This window comes from Peptacetobacter hominis (genome assembly GCF_006861675.1).
GTDB classification, from domain to species: Bacteria; Bacillota; Clostridia; order Peptostreptococcales; family Peptostreptococcaceae; genus Peptacetobacter; species Peptacetobacter hominis.
On record NZ_SGJB01000006.1, the window covers coordinates 42,972 to 66,557 of the forward strand.

The following is a 23,586-nucleotide window of genomic DNA, read 5'->3' on the forward strand; positions in this document are numbered from 1 at the left end:
CAATTATACTAACAGGGTTAAAACTTTTGAATCTACATAGAAGATTCTGATATAAATATAACTTTACAAAGGAGGAACGTATGGATTTCTTAGATTTAAACGTAGCCGAAGATATTGTGGAAATACTAAAAAAAGAAGGTATTAAGAAACCTACAGAAATACAATCTGAATGCATACCTCTTATAAAAAACAGTAATGACATAATAGCTCAATCACAGACAGGTACGGGTAAAACACTGGCTTTTCTTATACCTGTAATAGAAAAAATAAATCCTGAAAACAAGTTTATATCAACTCTTATTCTTGCACCTACCAGAGAACTTGCAATTCAGATAACAAATGAAGCCGAGAAGCTTGCTTCATGCAGAGATATAAATATTCTTTCGGCATATGGTGGAAAAGATATAAAAGCTCAGATGAATAAACTCAAAAAAAATATTCATATTGTAATCGCTACACCGGGTAGACTTCTTGACCATATAGACAGAGAAAGCATTGATTTGAAAAGAGTTGAGACATTTATACTTGATGAAGCGGACCAGATGCTTCTTATGGGTTTCAAAAATGAAGTTGAATCTATACTTAAGCATGTAAATAAGAAAAGACAGACTTTATTCTTTTCAGCAACTATAGATTCGCAGGTAAAAAAACTTGCATATAGATATACTTCAGATCCTGTGTTTATAGAGATAAAAAATCAGCATGTTACAATGGAGAAAATAAAGCAAAGTATAGTAATAACCACAGATAGAGAAAAGTTCGACAGTTTATGTAATGTTATAGACAACGACAATCCGTTCATGGCTATAATATTCTGTAGAACAAAAAGAAGAGCTGATAAACTTGAAGAGGATATGGGACGGAGAGGATATAACTGCGAAAAAATACACAGCGATATATCTCAGGCAAAAAGAGAACGTATAATGAAAAATTTTAGAAATATGAAAACCCAATATCTAATAGCAACAGATGTTGCATCAAGAGGACTTGATATAACAGGTATTACACATATATACAACTATGATTTTCCTGAATCTGCGGAAGATTATATACATAGAATCGGTAGAACAGGACGTGCCGGAGAAAACGGGGAAAGTTGTTCTTTTGTAACAGAGAAAAATATGAAGGTTTTATCTGATGTTGAAGAAAAACTTGGTTTTGAAATAAGCAGAAGATAATAGACTTTATAATTATAAATAAAAATTATCTGTATAATCAAAAAAATATAAAAGCCGCTGATAAACATCAGCGGCATATTTTATATCAATCTTATTTGTAAGATTCATCTTTAACTTTGAAGTAAGCCATTGGATGATTACATACTGGACAAACTTCTGGTGCTTTCTTTCCAAAATGTATATGTCCACAGTTTGTACAATGCCAAGCTGTAACTTCTGAATCTTTTTCAAATACCTTGTTTTCTTCACAGTTCTTTAATAGAGTTAAATATCTTTCTTCATGCTCTTTCTCTATTTTTCCAACTTCTTCAAACAGGAATGCTATATGATCAAATCCTTCTTCTTTTGCTTCTTTAGCAAAAGTAGCGTACATGTCAGTCCACTCATAGTTTTCACCTTCAGCAGCTGCTTTAAGGTTTTCTTCTGTAGTTCCTATTCCCTCAAGAAGCTTAAACCATATTTTTGCATGCTCTTTTTCATTTCCAGCTGTTTCAGAGAATATTGCAGCTATTCCGTTATATCCTTCTTTTTTAGCTTTTGATGCAAAATAGTCATATTTGTTTCTAGCCTGAGATTCTCCAGCAAATGCTGACCATAAGTTTTTTTCTGTTTTACTTCCTTTTAATTCCATAACCATACCTCCTATTTATTTCAGCTTTACAAGCTGTATTTGTTTATGATTATTATATACCCCCTAATAGTATAGGTAAACAATTTATTTCAAAATTTTATTTACAGAATTGTAACTTTCATTTTTTTATATTAAGTATATAAAAAGCTGCACACATATGTATGCAGCTTATCCATTCTTATTCTATTCAGGAACTATCATTACAATACATTTAGCCTGTTTAACAACACTTGCTGTTACAGAACCAATCATTCTTGTTAATCCCTTCTTAGTTGATTTTGTCATTACTATGATATCTATATCATCTTCTTTTGATTTTCTTATTATCTCATCGCCAGGATATCCAAATGTAAAGTATACACTTACGTCATATCCTTCCATTATTTCCTGTGCTCTATCAAGTATTTTTCTACCTAGAGCCTCAGAGTTTTTTATTTCTTCAGATAGTGATATTCCATCAATAAAGACAAGCTCTTTGACATTCATTATTTCTATCTCCACGCTATCTTTATCAAATATACCCTTTATAAATTCTAAAGAGTGCATACTTCTTTCTGTTCCGTCTATTGGTACCAATATTTTTCTTTTAGCCATAACGCATCTTCCTTTCAATTCATATTTGGTATATTTTTAGAATATACTAAATATTCTTTTTGTTATCTTTATTTTAACACTTTTACCTGAAAAAATCAAAAATTATTTGAAAAGCTTTGCACAGCTATCCTCTAAGTGTGGCTCTGAGTCTGTCTTTTTTTATTATGAGATTGAAAGCATCTTCAAGAGATCTTACCACAACATCACTTTTTGAAATAAGAGCTCCACAGCATCCTTCCTGTTCCATTATACATATCGATAAATCCGCTGAATCAAACATTTCTATATCATTAAATCCATTCCCAAAACATATAGTATGTCCATCTAAATTTTCCACTATTTCTTTTTTATATTCTGATGCATTATCTCCTGGAAATATTTTAATCTCTACAGGAAGTCCTGCACACTTTTCTCTGACAGTTCCATGCGTATCGGCTGTCAAAATATATATACTTGTATTTTTACTCAGCATTTTTATCTGTTCTTTTGTAATTTCATTTATTTCCCCATCTACAGCTATCGTACCATTGTAATCAAATACAAGATTTTCTATACTGAAAATACCTCTTCCAGGTATATCAACACTTATCATATTAAAATCTCCAATCTAACGTGTAAATTTTATTTTGAGCTCTCTTATATTTTTATCTTCCTCGAGATTTTTTATAAGATTTGGATTTATACATCCATCCTCAAGTTGTATTATACAGTCCCCAAGAAGTGTTTTTTCACTTCTCCACTGAAGATATTCTCCCATTTTGTTAGTTTTTAATAACCATCCTATAAAATCAATATCATCGAATTCATCAAGTCCATATTTTTCGATATTACTTGATGATATATTTCCATATTCATTTTCTATATAATACATGAAGTTTGTAAGATACTCCACTTTGGTCATATCTTCACTTCTATATTTGCTGAATATTACTGTCTCTTTGAATTTTGATATATCTTTGTTTATTGCTTCTATAGTATCTATATTTGTAAAATATCTGTTTCTTCTATTTGAATGCAATTCGTTCCAGTTTTTTACAAATTCTTTAAGCTGAGCGTTCATCTCCCACTTTTCAAGACTTTTTATTTTAATATTTGCATCATAAAGATCCTCAACTCTAAATGCACTATTTGAATATTTTATAGTGCTATAACCGACCTTTTGAGTAAGTTTTGTCAGATATTCTTCGTTATCTTCTCTATATACAACATAAAGATCTATTCTTGCATCATCCAGATATATTCTATCTTTGTTCCCCGGTTTATAACCTCTATAAAGCTGTTTTATACCTGCACCTGCATATATAAGTTCTCTTTTATCAGATATATTTATTCTCTCTATTATGTTTAGAAGTGATTCGACTTCATCCAGTGATATTTTCATTTTTACACCTCTCCGCAAAATTTCATTTAAATTTATTCCATAATTGAATCTTTTGTATCTACAGTACTATTATATTTCATATTTTCAATCTTTTCTACAAATGCTTTAACCTTTTCATAAAGCCCACTATGGAATTCCAGCTCGAACACCTCATCATTTTCTATCTTTAAAACTACAAACTGCAGTTGTTTACAGCTTGTTCATCCAGTTTTTACCATTTCATACTTTTCATCCAGAGATATGTTAAATGGCTCTTCAATTTCTATTAAATTGTCCATTCCTGAATTAAATAAATATATTTTTTCATTTTTACCTATTATAAGATGATTTATATATCTATCAAATATAAAGTCTTCCTCTTCTATACCTTTTCTTTTAAGTATTTCTTTCTTTTCTGCTTCGACTTTATCTATTTCTTTTTTCATATCTCTATATTGAGAATATGCAGAATACATTGATATAAGTATGAATATTAGTATAAGTATTACAATTATCTCCCATGTATTCATAAAAATCCCCTCCATCTTTTTTTATTATATATTCCCTTTAATATAATTTCATACTCATAATTTTATATAAATTTTAAATTAATTGTAAAAAATAAAAGGGTAGAGTGTTTTCTCTATCCTTTAATATTTTTTATAACAGCTGTAATCATCACTGTCTATTGCATTTTTTAATTCTTCAAGAATTTCTCTATATTTTTCCTCACCTGTTTTTTCCTTTATCTTTTCATCCCACTTTTCAAAAAGTGAATAACTCATTTTGAATGCTTCTTCACCTTTTTCAGTAAGTTTGAGTATGTGAGCCCTTTTATCTTTTTCATTTCTTTCCTTTGTTATAAATCCCATATCCAAAAGTTTTGATATCGTTCTTGTAGTATGACCCGCATCCATATTTAAAGCTTCGGTTAACTCTTTAGGTGAACAGCCCCTGTTTTTCCCCATATATATAATATAAAATAAAAGTCCCTGAGAAAGCCCTATTTTTTTTAGTTCAGAGTTGCAGTAATCTATAAAGTTATTTCTGAGATTTACTATTGTAAAAGCCATGGAATTTTTCATATAAAACACCTCCATATACTATTTTACATCATGTAAATCCTCACGTCTAATCAAATATACATCCTACACCTTTGTGATGCTGTATTCCTCCCAGACATTTTTTATTACATCTTATACATTTCTTTATATCTTCTGTATTTCCATTTTTCACCTTCTGAGGCCACATACTATCAGCTATAAGCTGTCTGCACATGGATACAAACTGTACTCTTTCAGAACTTATCTGCTTTTCTATAAAAACAGGATCAGTAAGTCCCCCAACACCACATATTGGAAGTTCTGTATATTTTCTTACCTCATCCGCAAACTTTAAAAAGCAACCTTCCATACCAAAGTCCTTATGTGTAGAAGGAGGTATTGTATCAGTTAAACTTGAATGATTGGCAAGTGCAACATGAAACGAATCAATACCTGCATCTTCAAGCATAGGCACGAATTCAGAGATTTCATCCACAGTTATACCCGCCTTTCCATAATCAGGATTTTCCTGCCTTACAGAAAGTTTATATTCTACAGGCATATCAGGAACAGCTTTTTTTACTGATTTTATCGAATCTATGGCAAATTTTGCTCTATTCTCAAGACTTCCACCATACTCGTCTTTTCTCGTATTGAACAATGTTGATGAAAAACTTCCGCACATTCTATCTCCATGAATCTGAATCATATCAAATCCAGCCTTTTTACACAAAAGTGCAGCTTTGCCAAATGATGACGTGATATTTTTCACTTCCTCTACAGGAATAGATGATATATATTCTCCTATTCTGTCATTAAGCATTTTTCTAAGATCATCAGCGGTAATCTCTCCACTTTTCATTTTTGGAATATTTTCCATTATAAATTTCATATCTGTATCACTCTGATGAAGTTGTGCAGATACAAGACATCCACGACTATGAATTGTCTCACATATTCTTCTGTACATTTCAAAACCCTCATCTGAATAAAGCGACATATGTCTCTGAGGAAGAACCGGTACATCCCCCACAATTATCATCGCACATCCACCTGATGCGATTTCATCCATTTTTTCAATTATTCTCTCTACATCATTATCCATAGATGTCGGTGCAAATATTATTCTATTTTTAAGTTCAAGATTTCCTATTTTATATGGTGTAAATATACTATTCATAAAATAACTTCCTTTCTTTTTAATTGACTTAATCAAGTATATAATATAAACTTGATTAAGTCAACTTTATAAACAGTTTTTACATCCAAATATCAAACAACGTAACCTCTGGAACAACTCCAAATCTTGCAGAAACATGTGTTGTTCCTATCCCCGTATTTACATATATCTTCTGCCCCGTAGATTCATCTATTGTGTACATTCCTGCTGTATATTTATCATTCATAGCGGTTTTAGAAAGAGCAATTCTATTTACATCAGGCACAAAAGGTATATCTATCTGCCCACCGTGACTATGCCCACTTAAAGCCAAATTATATCCATATTCGACATAGTTATCCACTACATCTGGTTCATGTGAAAGTAGAATTTTAATATCAGCATTTTCCGATGATTTTTCTATATATGGATTTCCGAGCATTGAATCATCAATACCTGTAATCATTATTTTCTTGCCGTTTATATCCAATATTTCAGTTTCATTTTTCAAAATTTTAAAACCGGATTCATACATAAGTTTTTCATATGCATTAGAGGCTCCTCCTCCATAATCCCTGTTTCCCCATACAGCAAATTTGTATTCTGCATTTATTCTTTCCAGCTCATCTTTTAGACTTTCATCTTCGCTGTATGTTGAATAATTATCGTATAAATCTCCTGTAAATACAACTATATCCGGATTCTTAGAATTTATTTTATCAACAACTTTAGAAAAATTCTGAGAAGTAAAATCTTCCTTTATATGAACATCTGAAAACTGAGCTATTTTTACATTACTTGTCCGATCTCCTGTTTTATACACCTGTTCATTTATTTTCACTCTATATGGCTCTATTTTAAATGCATATATTACACACGAAACTATTATCAAAATCATTATAAGTATAACTATAAATATTGTCTTTATTATTTTCATTACATTCCCCTTTCGAAATTAATTCCTATTATACTGTATTTATTTTACATAAATGTTACAGACTACCTCAGAATTATTTATAAATATATTACATATTTCTTAATAATTTTTCAATATAATTATATATATGACAACACAGAGATTTATAATTTACTTTGCAATAATCATAATATTTTCCATATAACCTGTGTTTGTTATTTCGAATCAGATTTGCTGACTGATTCAAAAAGCCCCTTCTGATAACTCAAAAGGGGCTTTTCTCCATATTATTTAGTCATATATACTATCTATATCTCTACTAACTATATTTCCTGTAGATTTATCTATTTCACAAGAATACTCTTTTTCTCCTGAATCAAATTCTATGTCAAATACTTCTATTCCGTCATCCTTTTCAGAGTGAACTTTAAGATTTTTTACATCAGACTCTGAAACACCAAATTCCTTATATGCTTTTGCTATTGCATCTTTTTCACTTATCGCAGAAGTATTTGATTGAGTCGTTTTTGTATCATCTTTTGTTGAGTTGTTCTGGCTTGAATTAGTTGATGATGTTGTTTCAACTTTTTCTTTTTTGTACTCCTCAACTTTTCCAGATTTATCTATTTCATATTTATATCTTACACCATCTGCTTCAAATCCAAATGAATATCCATCATCGTCCATTTCCTGACTATAAAGATCAACCTTTGTCTTTGAACTATCTATTCCTGCATGTTTATATGCTGCTTCCAAAGCTTCTTCCTGAGATACACTGCTGCATCCTACAAGTGCAAATACCATTATTCCCATAAAAACTGCTATTACTATCTTCTTTAACATGGATTTTTCCTCCTTTTATCTATTTCATCTATTTATATTAATCATACCCTATCAGATACAATAAAAACAATATTCTTCAGAATTTTTTAAGAATCTTCTGTTATTTTTTATAATATTTGCGTGGTATAATTATATTAACAAATACAATAAGGGAGGGAATTTTATGCTTGTAGTTACAACTCATACAATACATGGAAAAGAATTCGAAGAACTTGGTATAGTTACCGGAAGTACTATACAGTGTAAAAATATCGGTAGAGATATAGGTTCATCTTTCAAGAACCTTGTCGGCGGTGAAATGAAGTCATATGTTCAGATGATGAACGAAGCAAGAGATATAGCTTTTGAAAGAATGGTTAATCACGCTGAATCAATTGGTGCAGATGCAGTTGTAGGAATGATGTTTACTACAAGTGCAATAGCTCCTGGAGCAGCTGAGGTAATTGCATACGGAACAGCAGTAAAATATTTATAATTATCAATATTTAGTATAATAAAAGGATGCAGTTTTTACCGCATCCTTTTTATTACTTCTCAAATATACATATTCTATTTTTATCAATATAAAAATATACACTATCATTTATATTATATCTATCTGAATCTTGAGATACATTCAAAATACATCCTTCTGACTCCACTTCATAAAAAGTATTTTCTCCGGCGTATTTTTTATCGACTATGATCCCTCTAAAAAATTCATTGTTACATTCAGAATTCAACTCAAGGTATGAATTCTCATCAATTATATTTATACTTTCCTTTGGAATCATTATCTCAACATTTTCCGGGTCATCATAATTATTATCTAACTCAGAAACATCAAATAATATTTTATCGTTAATATCTGATGTAAATATATTATTATTTATATATCCTGAAATATAGTTTTTCTCGCCGAATACATCTGCTACTTCTCTGCATACAGGCTTTTCATATAGTTTTTTAGGCTCATCAAACTGTCTTATTCTTCCATCAATCATAACTGCTATCCTATCACTCATTATAATAGCTTCTTCCATATCGTGAGTAACAAGTATTGTAGTTATCTTTAACTCTTTCTGAAGATCAGATACAAATTTTCTCATTTCACTTCTTAGATTTACATCCAGATTTGAAAAAGGCTCATCAAGAAGAAGTACTTTTGGATTTACAGCAAGAGCCCTTGCTATTGATACTCTCTGCTGCTGTCCACCTGAAAGCTCGTTTGGATATCTGTTTTCATATCCAGAAAGTTTTACCGTCTCCAGAAGTTTCATAGACTTTTCTTTTCTTACAGACTTATCTACTTTCATCATCTTCATTCCAAATTCTATATTCTGAATCACAGTCATATGAGGAAAAAGAAGATAATCCTGAAAAACTATTACAGCTCCCCTCTGTCCTGTTTTTATATTATTTATATTTTCTCCGTCTATAAATATATCGCCGACATCCTGTTTTAAAATACCAGCGACTGTTTTAAGCGTGGTACTTTTTCCACATCCTGATGCTCCAAGAAGAGACACAATTTCCCCTTCTTTTATATCGAGATTTATATTTTCAAGAACCGGCTTCCCATCAAATGATAAGCCTAGATTTCTTATTTCCAAAAAAGCCATATTATCGCTCCTCAATTCTGCAAAGTACGGATGTTTTTCTCAGCATCCTCTGTATAATAAAAACCATAATCATAGTCACAATCAGAAAATATACACTGTAAACAGAGGAAAGGTTTCTATCTCCACTCTGTATATACGGAAACATTATCATAGGATATGTGACTATCTTTCCTCCACCTATAAGCATAGTAAGAAAATACTGCCCAAATGAAACTATAAAACTCATAGTAGCCGCAGATATTATCCCAGGAAGTATAGATGGAAAAGTTATATACCTGAAAGTATCGAATTTACCTGCACCGAGCATTTCAGCCCGAACTTCAAGTCTATCTCCATGAATTCTATATACATCTGAAAGAATCATAACCGCATATGGAATGCATGGAATTATATTTATAATAACGACACCTATTATTGAATTTGCTATTTTCATCCTAAGAAAACCTATATGAATTCCCATAGCAATAGATACCATTGGTATTATCATAGGTGACATCACAAGAAGTCTGAAAAATTTCTTTCCTTTGAATTTATACAAAGCTATTGCCTTTGATGCCGGAATACATATAATCACTGTTATCATAGATACTATAACAGCAATAAATATACTTTGAAGCATTGTTGTTATATTTCCCGGTTCAAATAAATACTCAAATCCTCTAAGAGAAAAACTTTCGGGAACTAAATTCGGATAACTCCAACATGCCGAAAAACACCACATAACAAGTATTGCCAGGGGAAAAATCATAGCAATAAATACGAGATTAAGTAAAAATTTCGCATATTTCATCTATATATCCCCCCTATCTATTTTCTCAAACACTCTGCTGTAGATATAAAGCATGACAAATCCTATGATAGATATAATCATATTTGCAGCCATAGCTACAGATCTTTTAGAAAAATCCGCACTTATATAATTTACATATGCATAAACAGGTAGTGCCTGTGGTGTTGAAGGTCCTATAAGCATAGGAACCTCATATGCTCCGAACGAAAATGAAAAAAGTATTATAAAAGAAGACACCACAAAAGGCATCGCCTGAGGCATTACAATATATCTAAACACCTGTAATCTGTTGGCACCCAGATTCATAGCTGCATTTTCGTATTTTTCTGATACACTTTTCAGAATACCATATACTGTCATCATTACATATGGAACGCCTTTCCACATATACACAATTATTATTCCCAATCCGTTTTCACCAAACAGAATATTATAAAAATCAGCCGAATCTTCTATAACTCCCACTGAATACATCAACCTCGATATAATTCCTGTTTTTGAAAATACAAATATCATAAGAACAACAGCTATTATATGCGGAACTGCAACCGGTATTCCTACAATAGATTTTCTTATTCTCGTATATTTTGAAAATGTCATTATATACGCAACTATTATTCCTATAAGCACTGAAAGCATTGCCGATACAAAAGAAGTCTTCAAACTTAACCAGAAAGAGGATATAAATGAAGTGTCTGATATTATATCTGTATAATGTTCAAATGTTATATCTGTCATTCCTATCCGAGGAAAATACCCCAGACTCTGAAGAACACAGTTTGTTATACCGAAAAACATAATTGTTGCAACAAAAATAAAAACAGGGGCTACCATAATATATGGCATTAGTTTTTTATTTTGCATTAAGAACCTCATCTGTCCATATTTCTTCTATTATACTTACCATTCCCGCAGAAGGCTCTGGAACAGATTTTTCTATAACTACAGAATCAGCGCTGAATTCTTTTTTCTCTTTATCAGATAACTTGTCCATATCAAGTACTGTCGCATCTCCCCAGTTTTCTGTGAAAGTCTTTGAAGCCTGTGCCTCAGGACTCATAAGAAAATCTATAAGAACCATCGCCCCTTCCTGATTCTGAGTATTAAAAGGCATACTTAAAAAATGTACATTTGTTATATTTCCATTTTTAAATTCAGTTATTTTGCTTGAATCTCTGAATTCACCTGTATCTATTTTTCCCCGTATTGAATTACAGTTATATGTCATAGTTGCATCAACTTCTCCGTCTGAGTACATATTATCAAGCTGAGAAAGATCTGCAGGATATGTCTTTCCTTCATTCCATAAATAAGGTTTTATTTCATTCAAATAATCTATAGCTGGCTGAATGACCTCTTTTACTTTTTCCTTATCTTCTGGAAGAGAAGAAACTTTTTCATATCCTACTATATCGTATATTATATTTCTTACGAATGCACTTCCTGTAAAATCAGATACAACCGGATATGTAAATTTGCCGGGATTTGATTTTACAAAATTCTTAAGACTCTCTGAATCTGTTATATTCCGATTTTTCCGGTTTGAATCATATACAACTGTAAACTGAGATTTTCCCCATGGAGCTTCCATTCCATCAGTAGAAACACCAAAATCAGTAGTTACATCCTCAGATTCTGTATTGACATAGTTATTGTATGAAGGAAGCTTATCTGTAAAAGATCCTAAAAGAAGATTAGATTCTTTCGCTGTTTTGAAATTTTCTCCGTTTATCCATACAACATCTATATTTCCTTCAGTATTTCCAGCCTGTTTATCAGAAAGCATCATATTCATTATCTCATCTATATTCATACCTGTTCTTTTTACAGTTATGTTGTATTTTTCCTTCATCTGAGGTATAACATATGAATCAAACCATTTGTTCATTACCTCATCTCCACCATAACCGTAAAAATTGACAGTTGTTCCCTCTGCTGTTTTTACTATCTCTTCAAAATCCGCATCTGTAACCTTGGCCTCACTATTTTCCTTACCACTACATCCAACAAGTGTAAAAATCATAGAAAAACACACTATCATACCAACAATTTTTCTTAGCATATCCATTCTCCATTCATATTTTATAGTCAATCTATTTTTATAAATCTTATTGATTTAAAACAATATTTTTAATAACCTTTGCAATATTATTTAAGTATTTTTTTAGCCTCTAAAAATCTCTGACATGCGGTAAATAATATCATCGCTGAAAAAATATACGATATTATCACTACCTGAGAACTAAAAAGAATCATAAGAGAAAACATTATAAATCCCTCACTTCTTTCAGCTACACCAGCCTGATAATAAAAAGATTTCATACCCTGTTTTTCTGTACACGCTCCAACTGTCAGAAATATCGTCATAGACATAAGTATAGAAAGTGAAAGTACAACAAGACTTACACCGGCATCGCTGAATTTAAGCGCCATAACAAGTATAATTCCCGCCTCTACTATTCTGTCTGAAACTATATCCATAAGCGTCCCAAAATACGATGTAGCCCCACTTTTTCTTGCCATTGCTCCATCGACTGCATCTAGATATCCTGAAAACCATAAAACAGCAACTGCAAGTATTCCCATATCAAAATATGCAAATACAGATGTCATTATTCCTATAAAAAGAGCAAGCATTGTTACATGATTCGGTTTTAATTTTAGTCCAAGAAAAAAATCCGCACCCTTTTCTATAGCTGGATTTACATATTTTCTTGCATGTGTATCAAGCATCTATAGTTTCCCCCTTAAAAAATTACAAACTTATATACATTAATATATAATACCATAATTTTCAATGTTAAACTTCTGTATCTGTATTAGATTATTTCTATAGGTGTATTTATTTTTTCTATAATAAGAAAGGTCCCTATCTATAATGACAGGAACCTTTATATTATCTAATCAAGCATTGCACAGGCTTTCTCGTATTCAGCCTGACTTTCTTGTACAAGTTTTTCTTTGTATGGAAAATTTTTATCAAATTCTTCTACCTCCTCATCTGTTACATCAAATACCTCTGAAAATACTGCGTACCCTTCGATACCTTCAAGCGCTCCATCAAAAAGTGACAGAACAAGAAGTCCTTTATAAAATTTGCCATCTTCCATAGATATACTGTAATTTTTTCCACTTTTAAATCCATATGGTTCATAATGATATGGATATCCAAGAGTCATTATAGCTCTATATCCCATATCTTCTGCTTCTGATATAGAATGACTTATCATTATTCTTCCAAGCCCCATTCTATGAAATTCCGGTGATATAAATACTGGTCCAAATGTTATCGTATCTACTTCTCCATCAGTTGTTACAATTTTTGATTTTGTATAGTATATAGCACCCTCAACTTTTCCATCTACCTCTATTACAAATGAAAGATCCTTTATAAAATCACTGTGTTCTCTCATTTTGTGCACAACAAAATGCTCATGTGCACCTGGGAAATATAGATTCCAGAAAGCATCTCTGGCTATTTCTTCACATCTTCTGTAATCTTTTTCTTCTTCATTTCTCACGATTATATTGTGTTTATCAAGAAAATCACACATGTTATCCACCCCATTAATTATTATTTTTTATATTATACTATACTAAATATTAATTATAAATATATAGAAAATGCTGTCGGGAAAATTCCGACAGCACTTTTATTCATCATCTTCAACATATTCAAGTATATCACCAGGCTGACAGTCCAAAGCCTTGCATATTTCGTTCAATGTTGAAAATCTGACCGCCTTTGCCTTGTTGTTTTTAAGAATAGATAGATTGGCGTTTGTGATGTTTATTTTTTCTACAAGTTCTTTTGATGACATTTTTCTCTTTGCCATCATCACATCAAGATTTACTACTATTGCCATAATCCACCTCCCTATATAGTAAGATCGTTCTCCTCTTTTATATCTATTGCATCTCTGAATGATTCTGCAATTACAAAACTTAAAAGACCAGGTATCAGCGACATACACATATCAGCTGTTATAAATACTCCTGGTATTATTGTTATTATTGTTCCATTAGAACCTGGAGTAACTAGCGCTGTTATATAGTCTATTATAGTCATAACTATAAATGTATATCCTATCATATTGAATCTATCAACATTCCTTCTTTTAAATATTGTATCATAAGAATCGTTTATTATTCGTATTAATAGTACGGATACTATAAACATCACTACAAGAAATACGATCCATGTAGTATCTAAATTCGGTTCTTTTATTAATCCTACAAAATTTAACACTACTGCAACTATCATTGTTACTGTGAAAAATATCATAATGTAAAGCACTAATTTAAGATATTTTTTTGAATTTGATTTTTTCATAATATCACTCCCTATATTGTAAGATCATTTTCTTCTTTTATATTTATTGCTTTCTGAAATGAGTCTGCTATCAGAAAACATAGTAGACATGGTATCATAAGTATGCACATTGTTCCCGATATCACAAAAAATGATCCACAGTCTATAAGTGCTCCCGCTGAAACCTCTCCTGTAATTACACAATTTACATAGTCAAACAGTATCAAGACAAGAAACATATATCCCAGTCTATTAAATCTTTTAACATTATTTTGAGTAAATATATATTCTTCTGAACTATTTATACTTACCATTATTGTCACAAGCATCCGTATAAATATTATAATTGTCAATGTCTGTATAATTAATAATACTGTATCTTTCCAGTTTTTTATTTCTAGTATTCCGCTTGGTGTTGCAGCAATCAATACCATCATTAACATAAGTATCATTATTGGAATTATTATATTCAAAATAAATCTTGCACCTTTTGTTTTCATAAACTTCACCTCATCTATATCGAACTATTTAATATTTTCTATTTTCTTTATTTTTTCTACATATACACTCAAAGGAACTTTCGAGCTATAATAATCTTCATTTTTAATATATAAATCTGGAGTTACTTTTTCTTCCTCATCACATATTCCACTTTCAGTTAATGACATTGCAGAAGACATCCTTACAATTAAATTACTATTATTCAACTTGAATAAAACTGGATCTACACTATATCCATCACCCCCAGTTTTTGTTCCAATTATTGTTGCAAAATTTTTTTCTTTACAGAAAACTGCAAATGATTCAGAAGCAGAAAATACATTTTCATCAACAAGAAGATATATATTTCCATTAAAAGGATATTTTGCTTTTCCTTTTATATACGTATTATCATTAGAAAACTCAGTAAACATATTCGGAACTTCTTTTGGAGCTTTTTCTAATATTTTATCTGGAAGTTCATCTATGTTATGTAAATTTTCACTTCTTCTACTTGTATAATCTTTTATCGTTTTTGAATCATTTCTGAATAGTGTATATCCACCACAACTATAATTCTTATTCGTTATAGTAGATATCAATTCCATCCAATATAAATCATTTCCACCAGTATTTCCTCTTATATCAATAATAAGAGCTTTATAATTATTTTTATTTTTTAAAAATTTTTCTATTTTTATCATATCATTATCAATATTGCCACTCGCTGAATTCATCTGTGGAATAGATATGTATGCTATATTTCCTTTCATAACATCAATTGTATCTATGTCTTTGAACACATCTTCATATTTTTCAATTCCTTTTATTTCATTCATCGACTCATATCTTTCTATTACATCTTTATCCTCTAGAATTGGAAAATATCCTATAGGCTCATATACTTTTTGGTAATAATCAAATACTTTTTTATCTGATATAACACCATTATGTCCTTTATTTAATTTCCGAAGAATCTTATTCAAAGTATACATAAATTCTTTATCAGAAGATGTTTCTAACACCATCTCCTTAAATTCTTCCTTTTTCGATAGCCAGTCAATTCCATTAAGTCGTTTATTTACCTCAAGAAATGGATATCCTTTTTCTACCTCACTATACATCTGTTCAAAGTCCTCTATTTTTTCCTCTGTTGTTAGAGTTGATTTATTATCACCTGTTAAATTACTCGAACATCCAGTTAAAATAAATGACCGTAATAATATTCCCAATATAAGCAACCTTTTCTTCATAGAAATTTACCTCCATTAGTTGAATTGTCGTACTTATACATAGCTTTCGAATTAATTCGTGTCATAATTAGTATTTGATTATATATTTATCTTAAGTTCATATTACCACTATTGTTATCGTTTTTCAATATATTTTTATCTATTAACATTATATTTTTTGTTTTTTTCAATATTAAAAAGTCTGATTCGATTATATATCGATTCAGACTTTTTATTTTTTATATTTATTGAATTTTTAGCTTAAATCTACTTATCTTCGATTTCAATATCTCCAGATACATTTTCAATAATCATTTTGGGTCCTTTTGAATTTTTAATAAATTCGTATTGATACTTTTGACTGTTATAGTAAATATTCTCACTACTATTTGCTTCTATACTATAGTTTTTGCCATCTACTTTTATATCTCCCTCTACTGAGCTTATATATACATTTTTATTCGCTATTCCTGTATATATACAATCACCATCTACTGTATCCATTTTTATTTCATTCCCGAATGTATTTAATGCTGAAACGTCTCCATCTGTAGTATCAAGATTACATGATGTATATTTTATATTTTTTAGAGATATGTCCCCACCTACTGTATCTATTTTTAGACTATTTAATAATTTATTCTCTGGTATAGTTATATTTATCTTATTTCTGTTATCCTTTTCTGATGTAAAATACATTATTTTCAAATCTTCTGAATCTGACTCTATAAAAAGAGTATTATTATTAACTTCCATATTTTTTATACTTTCTTGGTCGTCAAAATTATACTTCACAGAATAATCTTTTCCTATAGAAATTTCTACGTCTGCATCTACTGATGATATATCTATATTTGAAAATTCTTCTACTTTAATACTTTTTTCTTCTTTTGATACATTTGTTATTTCATTTTTATTATCGTCCATTTTACTTCCTGCTGTATATAATCCTATTCCTAATATTAATATAGCCACCATACAAATCACTATTTTCTTAATCATTTTTAGATCTCCTTTCAACAAAATTTGAAATTTTAATAGTTATTTTCTTCAATAAAAATCTAAAAAAAGGAACAAACATACATATCAATAATACTGTAACAGATATCAGTATAAGTGATCCTCCAAACGTCTTCATCCATAAAGCAGGATTAAAATTCACAAGATAGCTAAATGACTCCACAAACATAGAAACTGAAACTTTTGAAAACACAAGTATTATCATTAATATTGCAAATATCAATGCAATAATTGTTATCAATGTACCAATTAATATACCTATTATTGGAAGAGATACAGGAAGTGAGCATATTGCTATAATACCTATAATAAATGCCTTACTTATATCTTTATCATCCTTATCAAGAGTTTTCTTCGCTGATTCTGCATATATTTTTGAAGAAAGATTTTTAGGGTTCCCGAATCTATCTGTAAGTTCTTCATACTCTATAATCCCTGCATCTTCTGCATACTCTCTATAGAAATTTAAAGCTTCTTCTCTATCTTCATCATTAAGTTTATGAAGATGTCTTGCTAATTCGTTGAAATACTTATTATTTGTCATTACTTACATCCTCCTCAAGTAATATATCCATCTTCTTCTTCATTTCATTCCATTCCGATATATATTTTTCAAGCTCTAACTCACCTTTTTGAGTTAATTTATAATACCTTCGATTTCTTCCCTGGTAAGGCATATCATATACACTCAAAAGTTCGTTTTTCTGCAATCTTTTCAAAGCTGGATACATCGCTGTTTCAGAAACATCCAGTATTTCCCTTACTTCCTGAGTTATTGCATATCCATACTCATCTTTATTTCGAAGTATACTCAGAACTACGAAATCAAGTATTGCTCCACCTATCTGAAATCCCAAGTAAATCACCTCACTAAATAATTATTTATTCTCTTATATTATAAATCGAATAATATTATAAGTCAATAAACTAATGTTAAATTTAAAATTATATTATCCTGTATTCAAACTTTTAAAATCTATTATTAGAAATACAAAATAAAAAGAGCCTGCTTAACACAGACTCTATCTAATTATTTTTCATCTTCTATATACATACCTATATTATATCTATTTCTACCTACAGTGGCTTTCCCATATTCTATAGCACACATAGGACATTCATTTATACATTTCAGACATTGCCGACATTCTTTTCCCCATACTGGTTTTCCATTTTCAATATGTATAGTCTTTATAGGACAGTTTCTTTCGCACACTCCACAACCTATACACTTTTCCGTTGCATAAAAACTCTTCGTACTTCTTGCAAATTTATTAAATCCCAAATTTACTATTCCAGATTTGATCCATGAAAAGCTGCCTTCTTCTGCTCTATATGTATATTTTCTGTTTTTTATTTCACCTGAAATTTCTTTTATCTCAATCTCAGCATTTTTTATCTTTCTTATCGCATCTTCTTTATTATCCGGATCTGAACCTACTATATAATTATTTGGCATTACTATACTATAGTTGCTGTCAGTTCTATATACCTTTGAAAATTTCTTAAGTGCATATCCTACATTTTCTCCACATGTACACACTGCAAATGTAAAAGAATCAACTTTTCCCAGATTTTGAGCAAATGAAATCATAATTTCTGGAGCTCCCCAGGCATAAACAGGAAATACAAAACCTATATAATTTTCGTTTTCTACATCTGGTATATTTTCTTTAGACGATATATCAAATACTCTATCTCCAATATTTTCCGCTATCTTTTCTGCAACCCATTTTGAATTACCTGTTCCAGAAAAATAAAATATCATTATCTCATCTCCAATCAGTTATCTATTGAATTCTTTTGCTGAAATATATCCATATTCACTATCAGCATTTTCTACAGCCCTAAGTATAGCCTCTGATACAACTCTTGATGCAAGAGTTCCTATCATGTCGCAATCGGCTGGAACATCTCCCAGAGAAACTGCATATATACTATCGCCATCCGCAGAAGTATGTACTGGTCTTATCGATCTTGCATATCCATTCTGTGACATTCCTGCTATCTTACAAAGCTGTGTCTTGTTGAATTTCGCATTTGTAAATACAACAGCAAGTGTAGTGTTGCCAGTAAATTTATTATCCATGCTTTCCATTAATTTGAACAGCTCCTCTTCTGAATCAGAAAAAGATTTTTTATCCTCAGAAAGAAGTCCCGCTATTTTCTGTCCATTTTTCCAGTCGTATATATCACCAAGTGCATTTACTGCTACAACCGCTCCAACTTTTATATCACCTATCTGAACTGCATAGCTTCCTATTCCAGATTTCATACAGAAATCCATTCCCTTGAATTTTCCTACAGTAGCACCTGTACCTGCTCCATAATTTCCGTCTCTATAGTTTCCTTTTTCTGAATTTACACAGGCCTCATACCCCATTTCTCTATTTGGTCTTGTAAAAGTATCACCTACAGTCAGATCAAATAGACATGACTGACATACCAGAGGAACTTTTGTAACACCTACATCGAATCCTATACCTTTTTCTTCAAGGTATTTTCTTACACCCGAAGATGCCTCAAGTCCAAATGCACTTCCACCGCTTAGTAAAATTGCATTTATCTCCTGTGCAGCTGCCATCGGCTTTAGAAGTTCGCTTTCTATAGATGCCGGACCTCCTCCTCTTACATCGAGACCGGCTGCAGCACCTTTTTCAAATATAAAAACTGTACATCCTGTAGCTGCTTCTCTGTTTTCTGCACTTCCTATTTTTAGATTATCAAAATCTTTTATGCTTATTTCTTTCAAAATATGCTCACCTCTCTAAAGTAGAAATCATGTTTCATATATATAATTTTATTTCTATTCAAAATCAACTTCATATATTTCAATACTTTCTTCATTTTTCTCATCTATTGTAAAATCATTTTGGAAGAACCATTTATATGCACGATTTGCAATTATCTTCGTTTCAACAAAATCTAATCCGCCTCCAACAACTGCTCCTACGCCAGGTATAAGTTTTCCCAAATTTACAACACCTTTTGTTCCAAACTTAGTTATAAATCTAAAACCCACCCTTTGGTTAATTTTGGTTAGAACTTTTCCTGGTATTTTTTTGATCAAATTATTTGTAAATTTAACACCAAACTTTATACTTGTTTGCTTTACTAATGCATTAACCGAAACACCAGCGAGACAAGCATATACAAATGTTTGTGTTTCATCACTATCAAGTTCAAAACCAGCCATATATGAAACACAGGCAACCATACGCATTTGAACATATAATACACTCGTAACATTTGCTGGTAGTGTTACTGGCATTGTAATCACTCCACCAAATCCAGTAATAAATCCTGATGTTGCACATTTAGTAATTTGATTTTTAAGCATTGCTTCACAAGCAAGTTCCCTAGTTTCGTATTTTCTTAAATATTCATTTGCCATATCTTTTACACTAGGACTTACTTTTGGAATACCATTCAAACATTTATCATAACATGAATCTAAAATTTTCATAATCTCTGCTTGAGATAATTTTTCTTATTATTTTTAGCCATATTTTCTTTAATCCTTTCGTATATGTATTTACTTATATATTTATTTTATATTATTATCATACGATTTTTCTAAGTTCTATAATTTTGTCTGAAGTTTTCATAATAATCTCTCTTCATGTTGTATATAATTCTATACTTAGATTATATTATCCTTTATGAAATCAGAGCACCAACTCCCGGTTTTATTTTGTTAACCAACAGTTGTATCGTTTAAATTTTAACATTTATACTGTTATATTTGAGCATATTACAAAGAATAGTATTACGGCTGTAACTATAAAAGCAAAAAATAGTATAGCAAATATTTTTATCCCCTTCCATATATCTACAGGCTTTTTATTATCTTTTTTATCTCTATTTTTCGTATACTTATCAAAATCAGCAAAAAATTTAAATAGTTTCAGCCATTCACTCTATTAGAATATTGTTTATAACAAATTATATATCTTTTTAAATATGTTTTCATCTATCATATATTAATAGAATCAATCTATTTATAACAATATATTATAATATATATTTAAACTAAAATTAATAATAATCAACAATATAATAAAAGCAGTAAATCAATTATAAATGATTTACTGCTTTCTTAATTACTATTTCTTGACAGCTGAAATTATAAGCATCATAGGTCTTCTCATTTCATCCTTCATACCATCTATATACATCATTTCTTCAGGTGGCTTTGGCTCTACTACTCTTTTAAGTTCAAAACCCTCTCTAAGTAATTTATCTATATAAGTTGTAATTGTCCTATGATATTTTGTTACATTTTCTCCTAGAAATACTGTATTTCTTTTACCTTCGTAATAATAATTATCAACTGGAAAATGCATTATATTGCCATTTTCATCATAGTACCAATCCTGTTTTCCCTCAGCTGTAAAAACTGGATGTTCCACTGAAAATATAAATTCACCCTTTGTTTTAAGAGATTTATATATTTTGGATAAAAGTTCATTAAAATTTTCAATATAGTGTATTGCCAGCGAACTTATTATTATATCAAACTCATCCTGATAATTTATATCTTCCATTGCCATACATATATAATTTATATTTTCTCTATTATTTTTATTTCTTGCTTCTTCAAGCATTTTTTCTGATATATCCGTTCCAATCACTAAATCAGCTCCATTATCAGAAGCATAAGAACAATGCCATCCATAGCCACAACCAAGATCGAGAACTTTTTTATTATTAAAATCAGGAAGTATTTTTTTTAGTTCATACCATTCTCCTGCACCCTCAAGTCCTTTTTTAGATCTTTCCATTTCAGCATATTTTTTAAAAAACTTTTCATTATCATACTTATTTTCTTTCATAATTCTTCCTTCCATTTAAAATTGTATTTATCTCCTGAGCAGTTGCCATCGGCTTTAGAAGTTCGCTTTCTATAGATGCCGGACCTCCTCCTCTTACATCGAGATCTGCTACAGCACCTTTTTCAAATATAAAAACTGTACATCCTATAGCTACTTCTCTACTTTCTACACTTCCAATTCTTAAATTCTTTTATGCTTATTTATTTCATAAATATCTTCCTATTTATTTTCTTCTTTTGATTCAATGTATTTAAGTATTATATTTAATATAGGGTATAATACTCCAGCCACTACAAATATAATCCATGATTTATCCCAACTATCAGTAGTCATACTGTATATTACATAAAAAGCAACAAATCCCATCCAATATATGCTGTTTATCAGTTTTGAAAATGTCATTTTAGAATTGTAGCTATTATATTCATTTAAGTTTTCTATTTTTTTCTTTGGAGAAAATTCTTCTTCCTGAAGTATTCTTTGGTATGTACCCCATCTTATAGCTGTCTTTACAAATATAAATACCGCACAGGCTACAACAAAAATCATAACACATACCATCTTTATAGAAAAATAATCATCTTTGTTTAATACTCCTGCAATTAAAATTGGAGATATAGAAAAAATACAAATTACCACTCCTATAATATTATTTAGGGTTCTCCTCATTTTATAATTCTCTTTTCGTTCCTTTATCTCATTTTCTATACTCCGGCTTACAGATATCTCTTCATAATCCATATATTCAAACTCTGATGATATATGTCCACTCATTATAAACATCGACACTGCAATTGATACCATAAGTAAAAGAATTAATACCCCTACTCCAGAAGCAATTCCCTCACTTATATTCATTGCACCAGCTTCACAAGCTCCAGATAAAAATATAAGCACTATAGGAGATATAATACAAAGAAATACACCTGTTGGAATTAGTTTTTCTATCCTCAATTTTTGATTTATAAATTTATATACTTCATCATCAGATACTTTCCTAGGTTCATTGTGTGATTGTATTTCATTTATTTTCTCTACTTCTGGATAGTATTCTCTATTTTCTAATTCATTATCTTTTGATTTAGATTCTATATTGTCTTTTAAAAGATAATCTGTTGTTACCCCAAATAACTCTGAAAGTTTTATTATTTTTTCTATATCTGGTATAGATTGACCACTTTCCCATTTTGATACAGACTGTCTACTTACATCCATATATTCAGCCAGATTTTCCTGAGACCATCCTCTGCTTTTTCTAAGTTCTATAATCTTGTCTGAAATTTTCATAATAACCTCTCCTCATGTTGTATATAATTCTATACTCAGATTATATTATCCTTTATGAAATCAGACCACCAACTCCCGGTTTTATTTTGTCAACCAACAGTTGCATCGTTTAAATTTCAACATTTATACAGTTATATTTGAGTATATTACAAAGAATAGTATTACGACTGTAACTATAAAAGCAAAGAATAATATGGCAAATATTTTTAGTCCCTTCCATATATCTACAGGCTTTTTATTATCTTTTTTATCCCCATTTTTTGTATATTTATCAAGATCATCAATATATTTAAATAGTTTCATAT

30 protein-coding genes are annotated in these 23,586 nt (G+C 30.3%); 2 read left to right on the plus strand and 28 right to left on the minus strand.

What is annotated here, in order from left to right; translation table 11 throughout:
• Nucleotides 1-80 precede the first annotated feature (80 nt).
• Nucleotides 81-1,178 (plus strand): DEAD/DEAH box helicase, encoded by a 1,098-nt coding sequence (locus EXD82_RS04315; RefSeq protein ID WP_142535684.1) that lies wholly within the window; start codon nt 81-83, stop codon nt 1,176-1,178.
• 91 nt (nt 1,179-1,269) lie between these two features.
• Here the strand turns inward: EXD82_RS04315 and rbr are convergent, their stop codons facing one another.
• The 9 genes from rbr to EXD82_RS04355 form a co-directional block, all read right to left on the minus strand.
• Complete coding sequence (gene rbr, locus EXD82_RS04320) at nt 1,270-1,809, minus strand: rubrerythrin (protein ID WP_142535685.1); 540 nt, start codon at nt 1,807-1,809, stop codon at nt 1,270-1,272.
• A gap of 183 nt (nt 1,810-1,992) precedes the next feature.
• The gene (locus tag EXD82_RS04325; protein ID WP_142535686.1) at nt 1,993-2,403 is read right to left on the minus strand and encodes a universal stress protein; all 411 of its coding nucleotides are present in this window, start codon (nt 2,401-2,403) and stop codon (nt 1,993-1,995) included.
• 124 nt (nt 2,404-2,527) lie between these two features.
• On the minus strand, nt 2,528-2,995 hold the full coding sequence (locus EXD82_RS04330; protein WP_142535687.1) for an HAD family hydrolase: 468 nt from the start codon (nt 2,993-2,995) through the stop codon (nt 2,528-2,530).
• A 15-nt stretch (nt 2,996-3,010) separates the two neighbouring features.
• A complete protein-coding gene (locus EXD82_RS04335) occupies nt 3,011-3,784 on the minus strand; it encodes a hypothetical protein (protein WP_142535688.1) in 774 nt (257 codons plus the stop codon).
• 200 nt (nt 3,785-3,984) lie between these two features.
• Nucleotides 3,985-4,293 carry a hypothetical protein gene (locus EXD82_RS10290; RefSeq protein WP_174919156.1) on the minus strand — a complete coding sequence of 103 codons (309 nt, stop codon included), beginning with the start codon at nt 4,291-4,293 and terminating at the stop codon, nt 3,985-3,987.
• A 120-nt stretch (nt 4,294-4,413) separates the two neighbouring features.
• Complete coding sequence (bilQ, locus tag EXD82_RS04340) at nt 4,414-4,848, minus strand: bilirubin utilization transcriptional regulator BilQ (protein ID WP_174919157.1); 435 nt, start codon at nt 4,846-4,848, stop codon at nt 4,414-4,416.
• Between the two features lie 46 nt (nt 4,849-4,894).
• On the minus strand, nt 4,895-5,986 hold the full coding sequence (gene bilR / locus EXD82_RS04345; RefSeq protein WP_174919158.1) for a bilirubin reductase: 1,092 nt from the start codon (nt 5,984-5,986) through the stop codon (nt 4,895-4,897).
• A gap of 79 nt (nt 5,987-6,065) precedes the next feature.
• The gene (locus EXD82_RS04350; RefSeq protein ID WP_142535690.1) at nt 6,066-6,902 is read right to left on the minus strand and encodes a metallophosphoesterase; all 837 of its coding nucleotides are present in this window, start codon (nt 6,900-6,902) and stop codon (nt 6,066-6,068) included.
• A 270-nt stretch (nt 6,903-7,172) separates the two neighbouring features.
• Nucleotides 7,173-7,724: a PepSY domain-containing protein gene (locus EXD82_RS04355; RefSeq protein ID WP_142535691.1), complete on the minus strand. Its 552-nt coding sequence runs from the start codon at nt 7,722-7,724 to the stop codon at nt 7,173-7,175.
• 163 nt (nt 7,725-7,887) lie between these two features.
• Between EXD82_RS04355 and EXD82_RS04360 the strand changes: the two genes are divergently transcribed.
• Nucleotides 7,888-8,199, plus strand: coding sequence for a heavy metal-binding domain-containing protein (locus EXD82_RS04360; protein WP_142535692.1), 312 nt, complete (start codon nt 7,888-7,890; stop codon nt 8,197-8,199).
• 52 nt (nt 8,200-8,251) lie between these two features.
• Here the strand turns inward: EXD82_RS04360 and EXD82_RS04365 are convergent, their stop codons facing one another.
• The 19 genes from EXD82_RS04365 to EXD82_RS04455 all read right to left on the minus strand — a co-directional run bounded on the left by EXD82_RS04365 (nt 8,252) and on the right by EXD82_RS04455 (nt 23,584).
• On the minus strand, nt 8,252-9,325 hold the full coding sequence (locus tag EXD82_RS04365) for an ABC transporter ATP-binding protein (RefSeq protein ID WP_142535693.1): 1,074 nt from the start codon (nt 9,323-9,325) through the stop codon (nt 8,252-8,254).
• 1 nt (nt 9,326) lies between these two features.
• A complete protein-coding gene (locus EXD82_RS04370) occupies nt 9,327-10,115 on the minus strand; it encodes an ABC transporter permease (protein WP_142535694.1) in 789 nt (262 codons plus the stop codon).
• Nucleotides 10,116-10,979: an ABC transporter permease gene (locus EXD82_RS04375; RefSeq protein WP_174919159.1), complete on the minus strand. Its 864-nt coding sequence runs from the start codon at nt 10,977-10,979 to the stop codon at nt 10,116-10,118.
• Nucleotides 10,969-12,177 carry an ABC transporter substrate-binding protein gene (locus EXD82_RS04380; RefSeq protein ID WP_142535696.1) on the minus strand — a complete coding sequence of 403 codons (1,209 nt, stop codon included), beginning with the start codon at nt 12,175-12,177 and terminating at the stop codon, nt 10,969-10,971. Before EXD82_RS04380 ends, EXD82_RS04375 begins: the two co-directional genes overlap by 11 nt.
• Nucleotides 12,178-12,263: 86 nt before the next feature.
• On the minus strand, nt 12,264-12,848 hold the full coding sequence (locus EXD82_RS04385; RefSeq protein ID WP_142535697.1) for a CDP-alcohol phosphatidyltransferase family protein: 585 nt from the start codon (nt 12,846-12,848) through the stop codon (nt 12,264-12,266).
• Nucleotides 12,849-13,015: 167 nt separating this feature from the next.
• Nucleotides 13,016-13,669 carry a GNAT family N-acetyltransferase gene (locus EXD82_RS04390; protein ID WP_142535698.1) on the minus strand — a complete coding sequence of 218 codons (654 nt, stop codon included), beginning with the start codon at nt 13,667-13,669 and terminating at the stop codon, nt 13,016-13,018.
• A gap of 99 nt (nt 13,670-13,768) precedes the next feature.
• Nucleotides 13,769-13,981, minus strand: a complete 213-nt coding sequence (locus tag EXD82_RS04395) for a helix-turn-helix domain-containing protein (protein WP_142535699.1) — start codon at nt 13,979-13,981, stop codon at nt 13,769-13,771.
• A gap of 11 nt (nt 13,982-13,992) precedes the next feature.
• A complete protein-coding gene (locus tag EXD82_RS04400) occupies nt 13,993-14,448 on the minus strand; it encodes a DUF2975 domain-containing protein (protein WP_142535700.1) in 456 nt (151 codons plus the stop codon).
• An 11-nt stretch (nt 14,449-14,459) separates the two neighbouring features.
• Nucleotides 14,460-14,927, minus strand: coding sequence for a DUF2975 domain-containing protein (locus EXD82_RS04405; RefSeq protein ID WP_142535701.1), 468 nt, complete (start codon nt 14,925-14,927; stop codon nt 14,460-14,462).
• A 24-nt stretch (nt 14,928-14,951) separates the two neighbouring features.
• Nucleotides 14,952-16,160: a S41 family peptidase gene (locus EXD82_RS04410; protein ID WP_142535702.1), complete on the minus strand. Its 1,209-nt coding sequence runs from the start codon at nt 16,158-16,160 to the stop codon at nt 14,952-14,954.
• Nucleotides 16,161-16,406: 246 nt separating this feature from the next.
• Nucleotides 16,407-17,141, minus strand: coding sequence for a DUF4097 family beta strand repeat-containing protein (locus tag EXD82_RS04415; protein ID WP_142535703.1), 735 nt, complete (start codon nt 17,139-17,141; stop codon nt 16,407-16,409).
• Nucleotides 17,134-17,703: a DUF1700 domain-containing protein gene (locus tag EXD82_RS04420; protein WP_142535704.1), complete on the minus strand. Its 570-nt coding sequence runs from the start codon at nt 17,701-17,703 to the stop codon at nt 17,134-17,136. The genes EXD82_RS04415 and EXD82_RS04420 overlap by 8 nt, the downstream gene beginning before the upstream one ends.
• Nucleotides 17,693-18,016, minus strand: coding sequence for a PadR family transcriptional regulator (locus tag EXD82_RS04425; RefSeq protein ID WP_142535705.1), 324 nt, complete (start codon nt 18,014-18,016; stop codon nt 17,693-17,695). Before EXD82_RS04425 ends, EXD82_RS04420 begins: the two co-directional genes overlap by 11 nt.
• Before the next feature lie 173 nt (nt 18,017-18,189).
• Nucleotides 18,190-18,927, minus strand: a complete 738-nt coding sequence (locus EXD82_RS04430) for an EFR1 family ferrodoxin (protein WP_142535706.1) — start codon at nt 18,925-18,927, stop codon at nt 18,190-18,192.
• 18 nt (nt 18,928-18,945) lie between these two features.
• Nucleotides 18,946-19,911 (minus strand): P1 family peptidase, encoded by a 966-nt coding sequence (locus tag EXD82_RS04435; RefSeq protein WP_142535707.1) that lies wholly within the window; start codon nt 19,909-19,911, stop codon nt 18,946-18,948.
• 54 nt (nt 19,912-19,965) lie between these two features.
• Nucleotides 19,966-20,625 carry an EcsC family protein gene (locus EXD82_RS04440; RefSeq protein WP_142535708.1) on the minus strand — a complete coding sequence of 220 codons (660 nt, stop codon included), beginning with the start codon at nt 20,623-20,625 and terminating at the stop codon, nt 19,966-19,968.
• A 640-nt stretch (nt 20,626-21,265) separates the two neighbouring features.
• A complete protein-coding gene (locus EXD82_RS04445; RefSeq protein ID WP_142535709.1) occupies nt 21,266-21,994 on the minus strand; it encodes a class I SAM-dependent methyltransferase in 729 nt (242 codons plus the stop codon).
• Between the two features lie 219 nt (nt 21,995-22,213).
• The gene (locus tag EXD82_RS04450; protein WP_142535710.1) at nt 22,214-23,281 is read right to left on the minus strand and encodes a helix-turn-helix domain-containing protein; all 1,068 of its coding nucleotides are present in this window, start codon (nt 23,279-23,281) and stop codon (nt 22,214-22,216) included.
• A 123-nt stretch (nt 23,282-23,404) separates the two neighbouring features.
• Nucleotides 23,405-23,584, minus strand: coding sequence for a hypothetical protein (locus EXD82_RS04455; RefSeq protein WP_142535711.1), 180 nt, complete (start codon nt 23,582-23,584; stop codon nt 23,405-23,407).
• Nucleotides 23,585-23,586 lie beyond the last annotated feature (2 nt).

What these genes read in the sequence shown, in the direction of transcription:
- EXD82_RS04415 (WP_142535703.1), bottom strand. Translation starts at nt 17,141, where the DNA reads ATGATTAAGAAAATAGTGATTTGTATGGTGGCTATATTAATATTAGGA.
- EXD82_RS04355 (WP_142535691.1), bottom strand. Translation starts at nt 7,724, where the DNA reads ATGTTAAAGAAGATAGTAATAGCAGTTTTTATGGGAATAATGGTATTT.
- EXD82_RS04360 (WP_142535692.1), top strand. Translation starts at nt 7,888, where the DNA reads ATGCTTGTAGTTACAACTCATACAATACATGGAAAAGAATTCGAAGAA.
- EXD82_RS04375 (WP_174919159.1), bottom strand. Translation starts at nt 10,979, where the DNA reads ATGCAAAATAAAAAACTAATGCCATATATTATGGTAGCCCCTGTTTTT.
- EXD82_RS04440 (WP_142535708.1), bottom strand. Translation starts at nt 20,625, where the DNA reads ATGAAAATTTTAGATTCATGTTATGATAAATGTTTGAATGGTATTCCA.
- EXD82_RS04405 (WP_142535701.1), bottom strand. Translation starts at nt 14,927, where the DNA reads ATGAAAACAAAAGGTGCAAGATTTATTTTGAATATAATAATTCCAATA.
- bilQ (WP_174919157.1), bottom strand. Translation starts at nt 4,848, where the DNA reads ATGAAAAATTCCATGGCTTTTACAATAGTAAATCTCAGAAATAACTTT.
- rbr (WP_142535685.1), bottom strand. Translation starts at nt 1,809, where the DNA reads ATGGAATTAAAAGGAAGTAAAACAGAAAAAAACTTATGGTCAGCATTT.
- EXD82_RS04350 (WP_142535690.1), bottom strand. Translation starts at nt 6,902, where the DNA reads ATGAAAATAATAAAGACAATATTTATAGTTATACTTATAATGATTTTG.
- EXD82_RS04400 (WP_142535700.1), bottom strand. Translation starts at nt 14,448, where the DNA reads ATGAAAAAATCAAATTCAAAAAAATATCTTAAATTAGTGCTTTACATT.
- EXD82_RS04380 (WP_142535696.1), bottom strand. Translation starts at nt 12,177, where the DNA reads ATGCTAAGAAAAATTGTTGGTATGATAGTGTGTTTTTCTATGATTTTT.
- EXD82_RS04395 (WP_142535699.1), bottom strand. Translation starts at nt 13,981, where the DNA reads ATGGCAATAGTAGTAAATCTTGATGTGATGATGGCAAAGAGAAAAATG.
- bilR (WP_174919158.1), bottom strand. Translation starts at nt 5,986, where the DNA reads ATGAATAGTATATTTACACCATATAAAATAGGAAATCTTGAACTTAAA.
- EXD82_RS04370 (WP_142535694.1), bottom strand. Translation starts at nt 10,115, where the DNA reads ATGAAATATGCGAAATTTTTACTTAATCTCGTATTTATTGCTATGATT.
- EXD82_RS04315 (WP_142535684.1), top strand. Translation starts at nt 81, where the DNA reads ATGGATTTCTTAGATTTAAACGTAGCCGAAGATATTGTGGAAATACTA.
- EXD82_RS04450 (WP_142535710.1), bottom strand. Translation starts at nt 23,281, where the DNA reads ATGAAAATTTCAGACAAGATTATAGAACTTAGAAAAAGCAGAGGATGG.
- EXD82_RS04420 (WP_142535704.1), bottom strand. Translation starts at nt 17,703, where the DNA reads ATGACAAATAATAAGTATTTCAACGAATTAGCAAGACATCTTCATAAA.
- EXD82_RS04365 (WP_142535693.1), bottom strand. Translation starts at nt 9,325, where the DNA reads ATGGCTTTTTTGGAAATAAGAAATCTAGGCTTATCATTTGATGGGAAG.
- EXD82_RS04455 (WP_142535711.1), bottom strand. Translation starts at nt 23,584, where the DNA reads ATGAAACTATTTAAATATATTGATGATCTTGATAAATATACAAAAAAT.
- EXD82_RS04385 (WP_142535697.1), bottom strand. Translation starts at nt 12,848, where the DNA reads ATGCTTGATACACATGCAAGAAAATATGTAAATCCAGCTATAGAAAAG.
- EXD82_RS04445 (WP_142535709.1), bottom strand. Translation starts at nt 21,994, where the DNA reads ATGAAAGAAAATAAGTATGATAATGAAAAGTTTTTTAAAAAATATGCT.
- EXD82_RS04330 (WP_142535687.1), bottom strand. Translation starts at nt 2,995, where the DNA reads ATGATAAGTGTTGATATACCTGGAAGAGGTATTTTCAGTATAGAAAAT.
- EXD82_RS10290 (WP_174919156.1), bottom strand. Translation starts at nt 4,293, where the DNA reads ATGAATACATGGGAGATAATTGTAATACTTATACTAATATTCATACTT.
- EXD82_RS04410 (WP_142535702.1), bottom strand. Translation starts at nt 16,160, where the DNA reads ATGAAGAAAAGGTTGCTTATATTGGGAATATTATTACGGTCATTTATT.
- EXD82_RS04390 (WP_142535698.1), bottom strand. Translation starts at nt 13,669, where the DNA reads ATGTGTGATTTTCTTGATAAACACAATATAATCGTGAGAAATGAAGAA.
- EXD82_RS04325 (WP_142535686.1), bottom strand. Translation starts at nt 2,403, where the DNA reads ATGGCTAAAAGAAAAATATTGGTACCAATAGACGGAACAGAAAGAAGT.
- EXD82_RS04430 (WP_142535706.1), bottom strand. Translation starts at nt 18,927, where the DNA reads ATGATATTTTATTTTTCTGGAACAGGTAATTCAAAATGGGTTGCAGAA.
- EXD82_RS04335 (WP_142535688.1), bottom strand. Translation starts at nt 3,784, where the DNA reads ATGAAAATATCACTGGATGAAGTCGAATCACTTCTAAACATAATAGAG.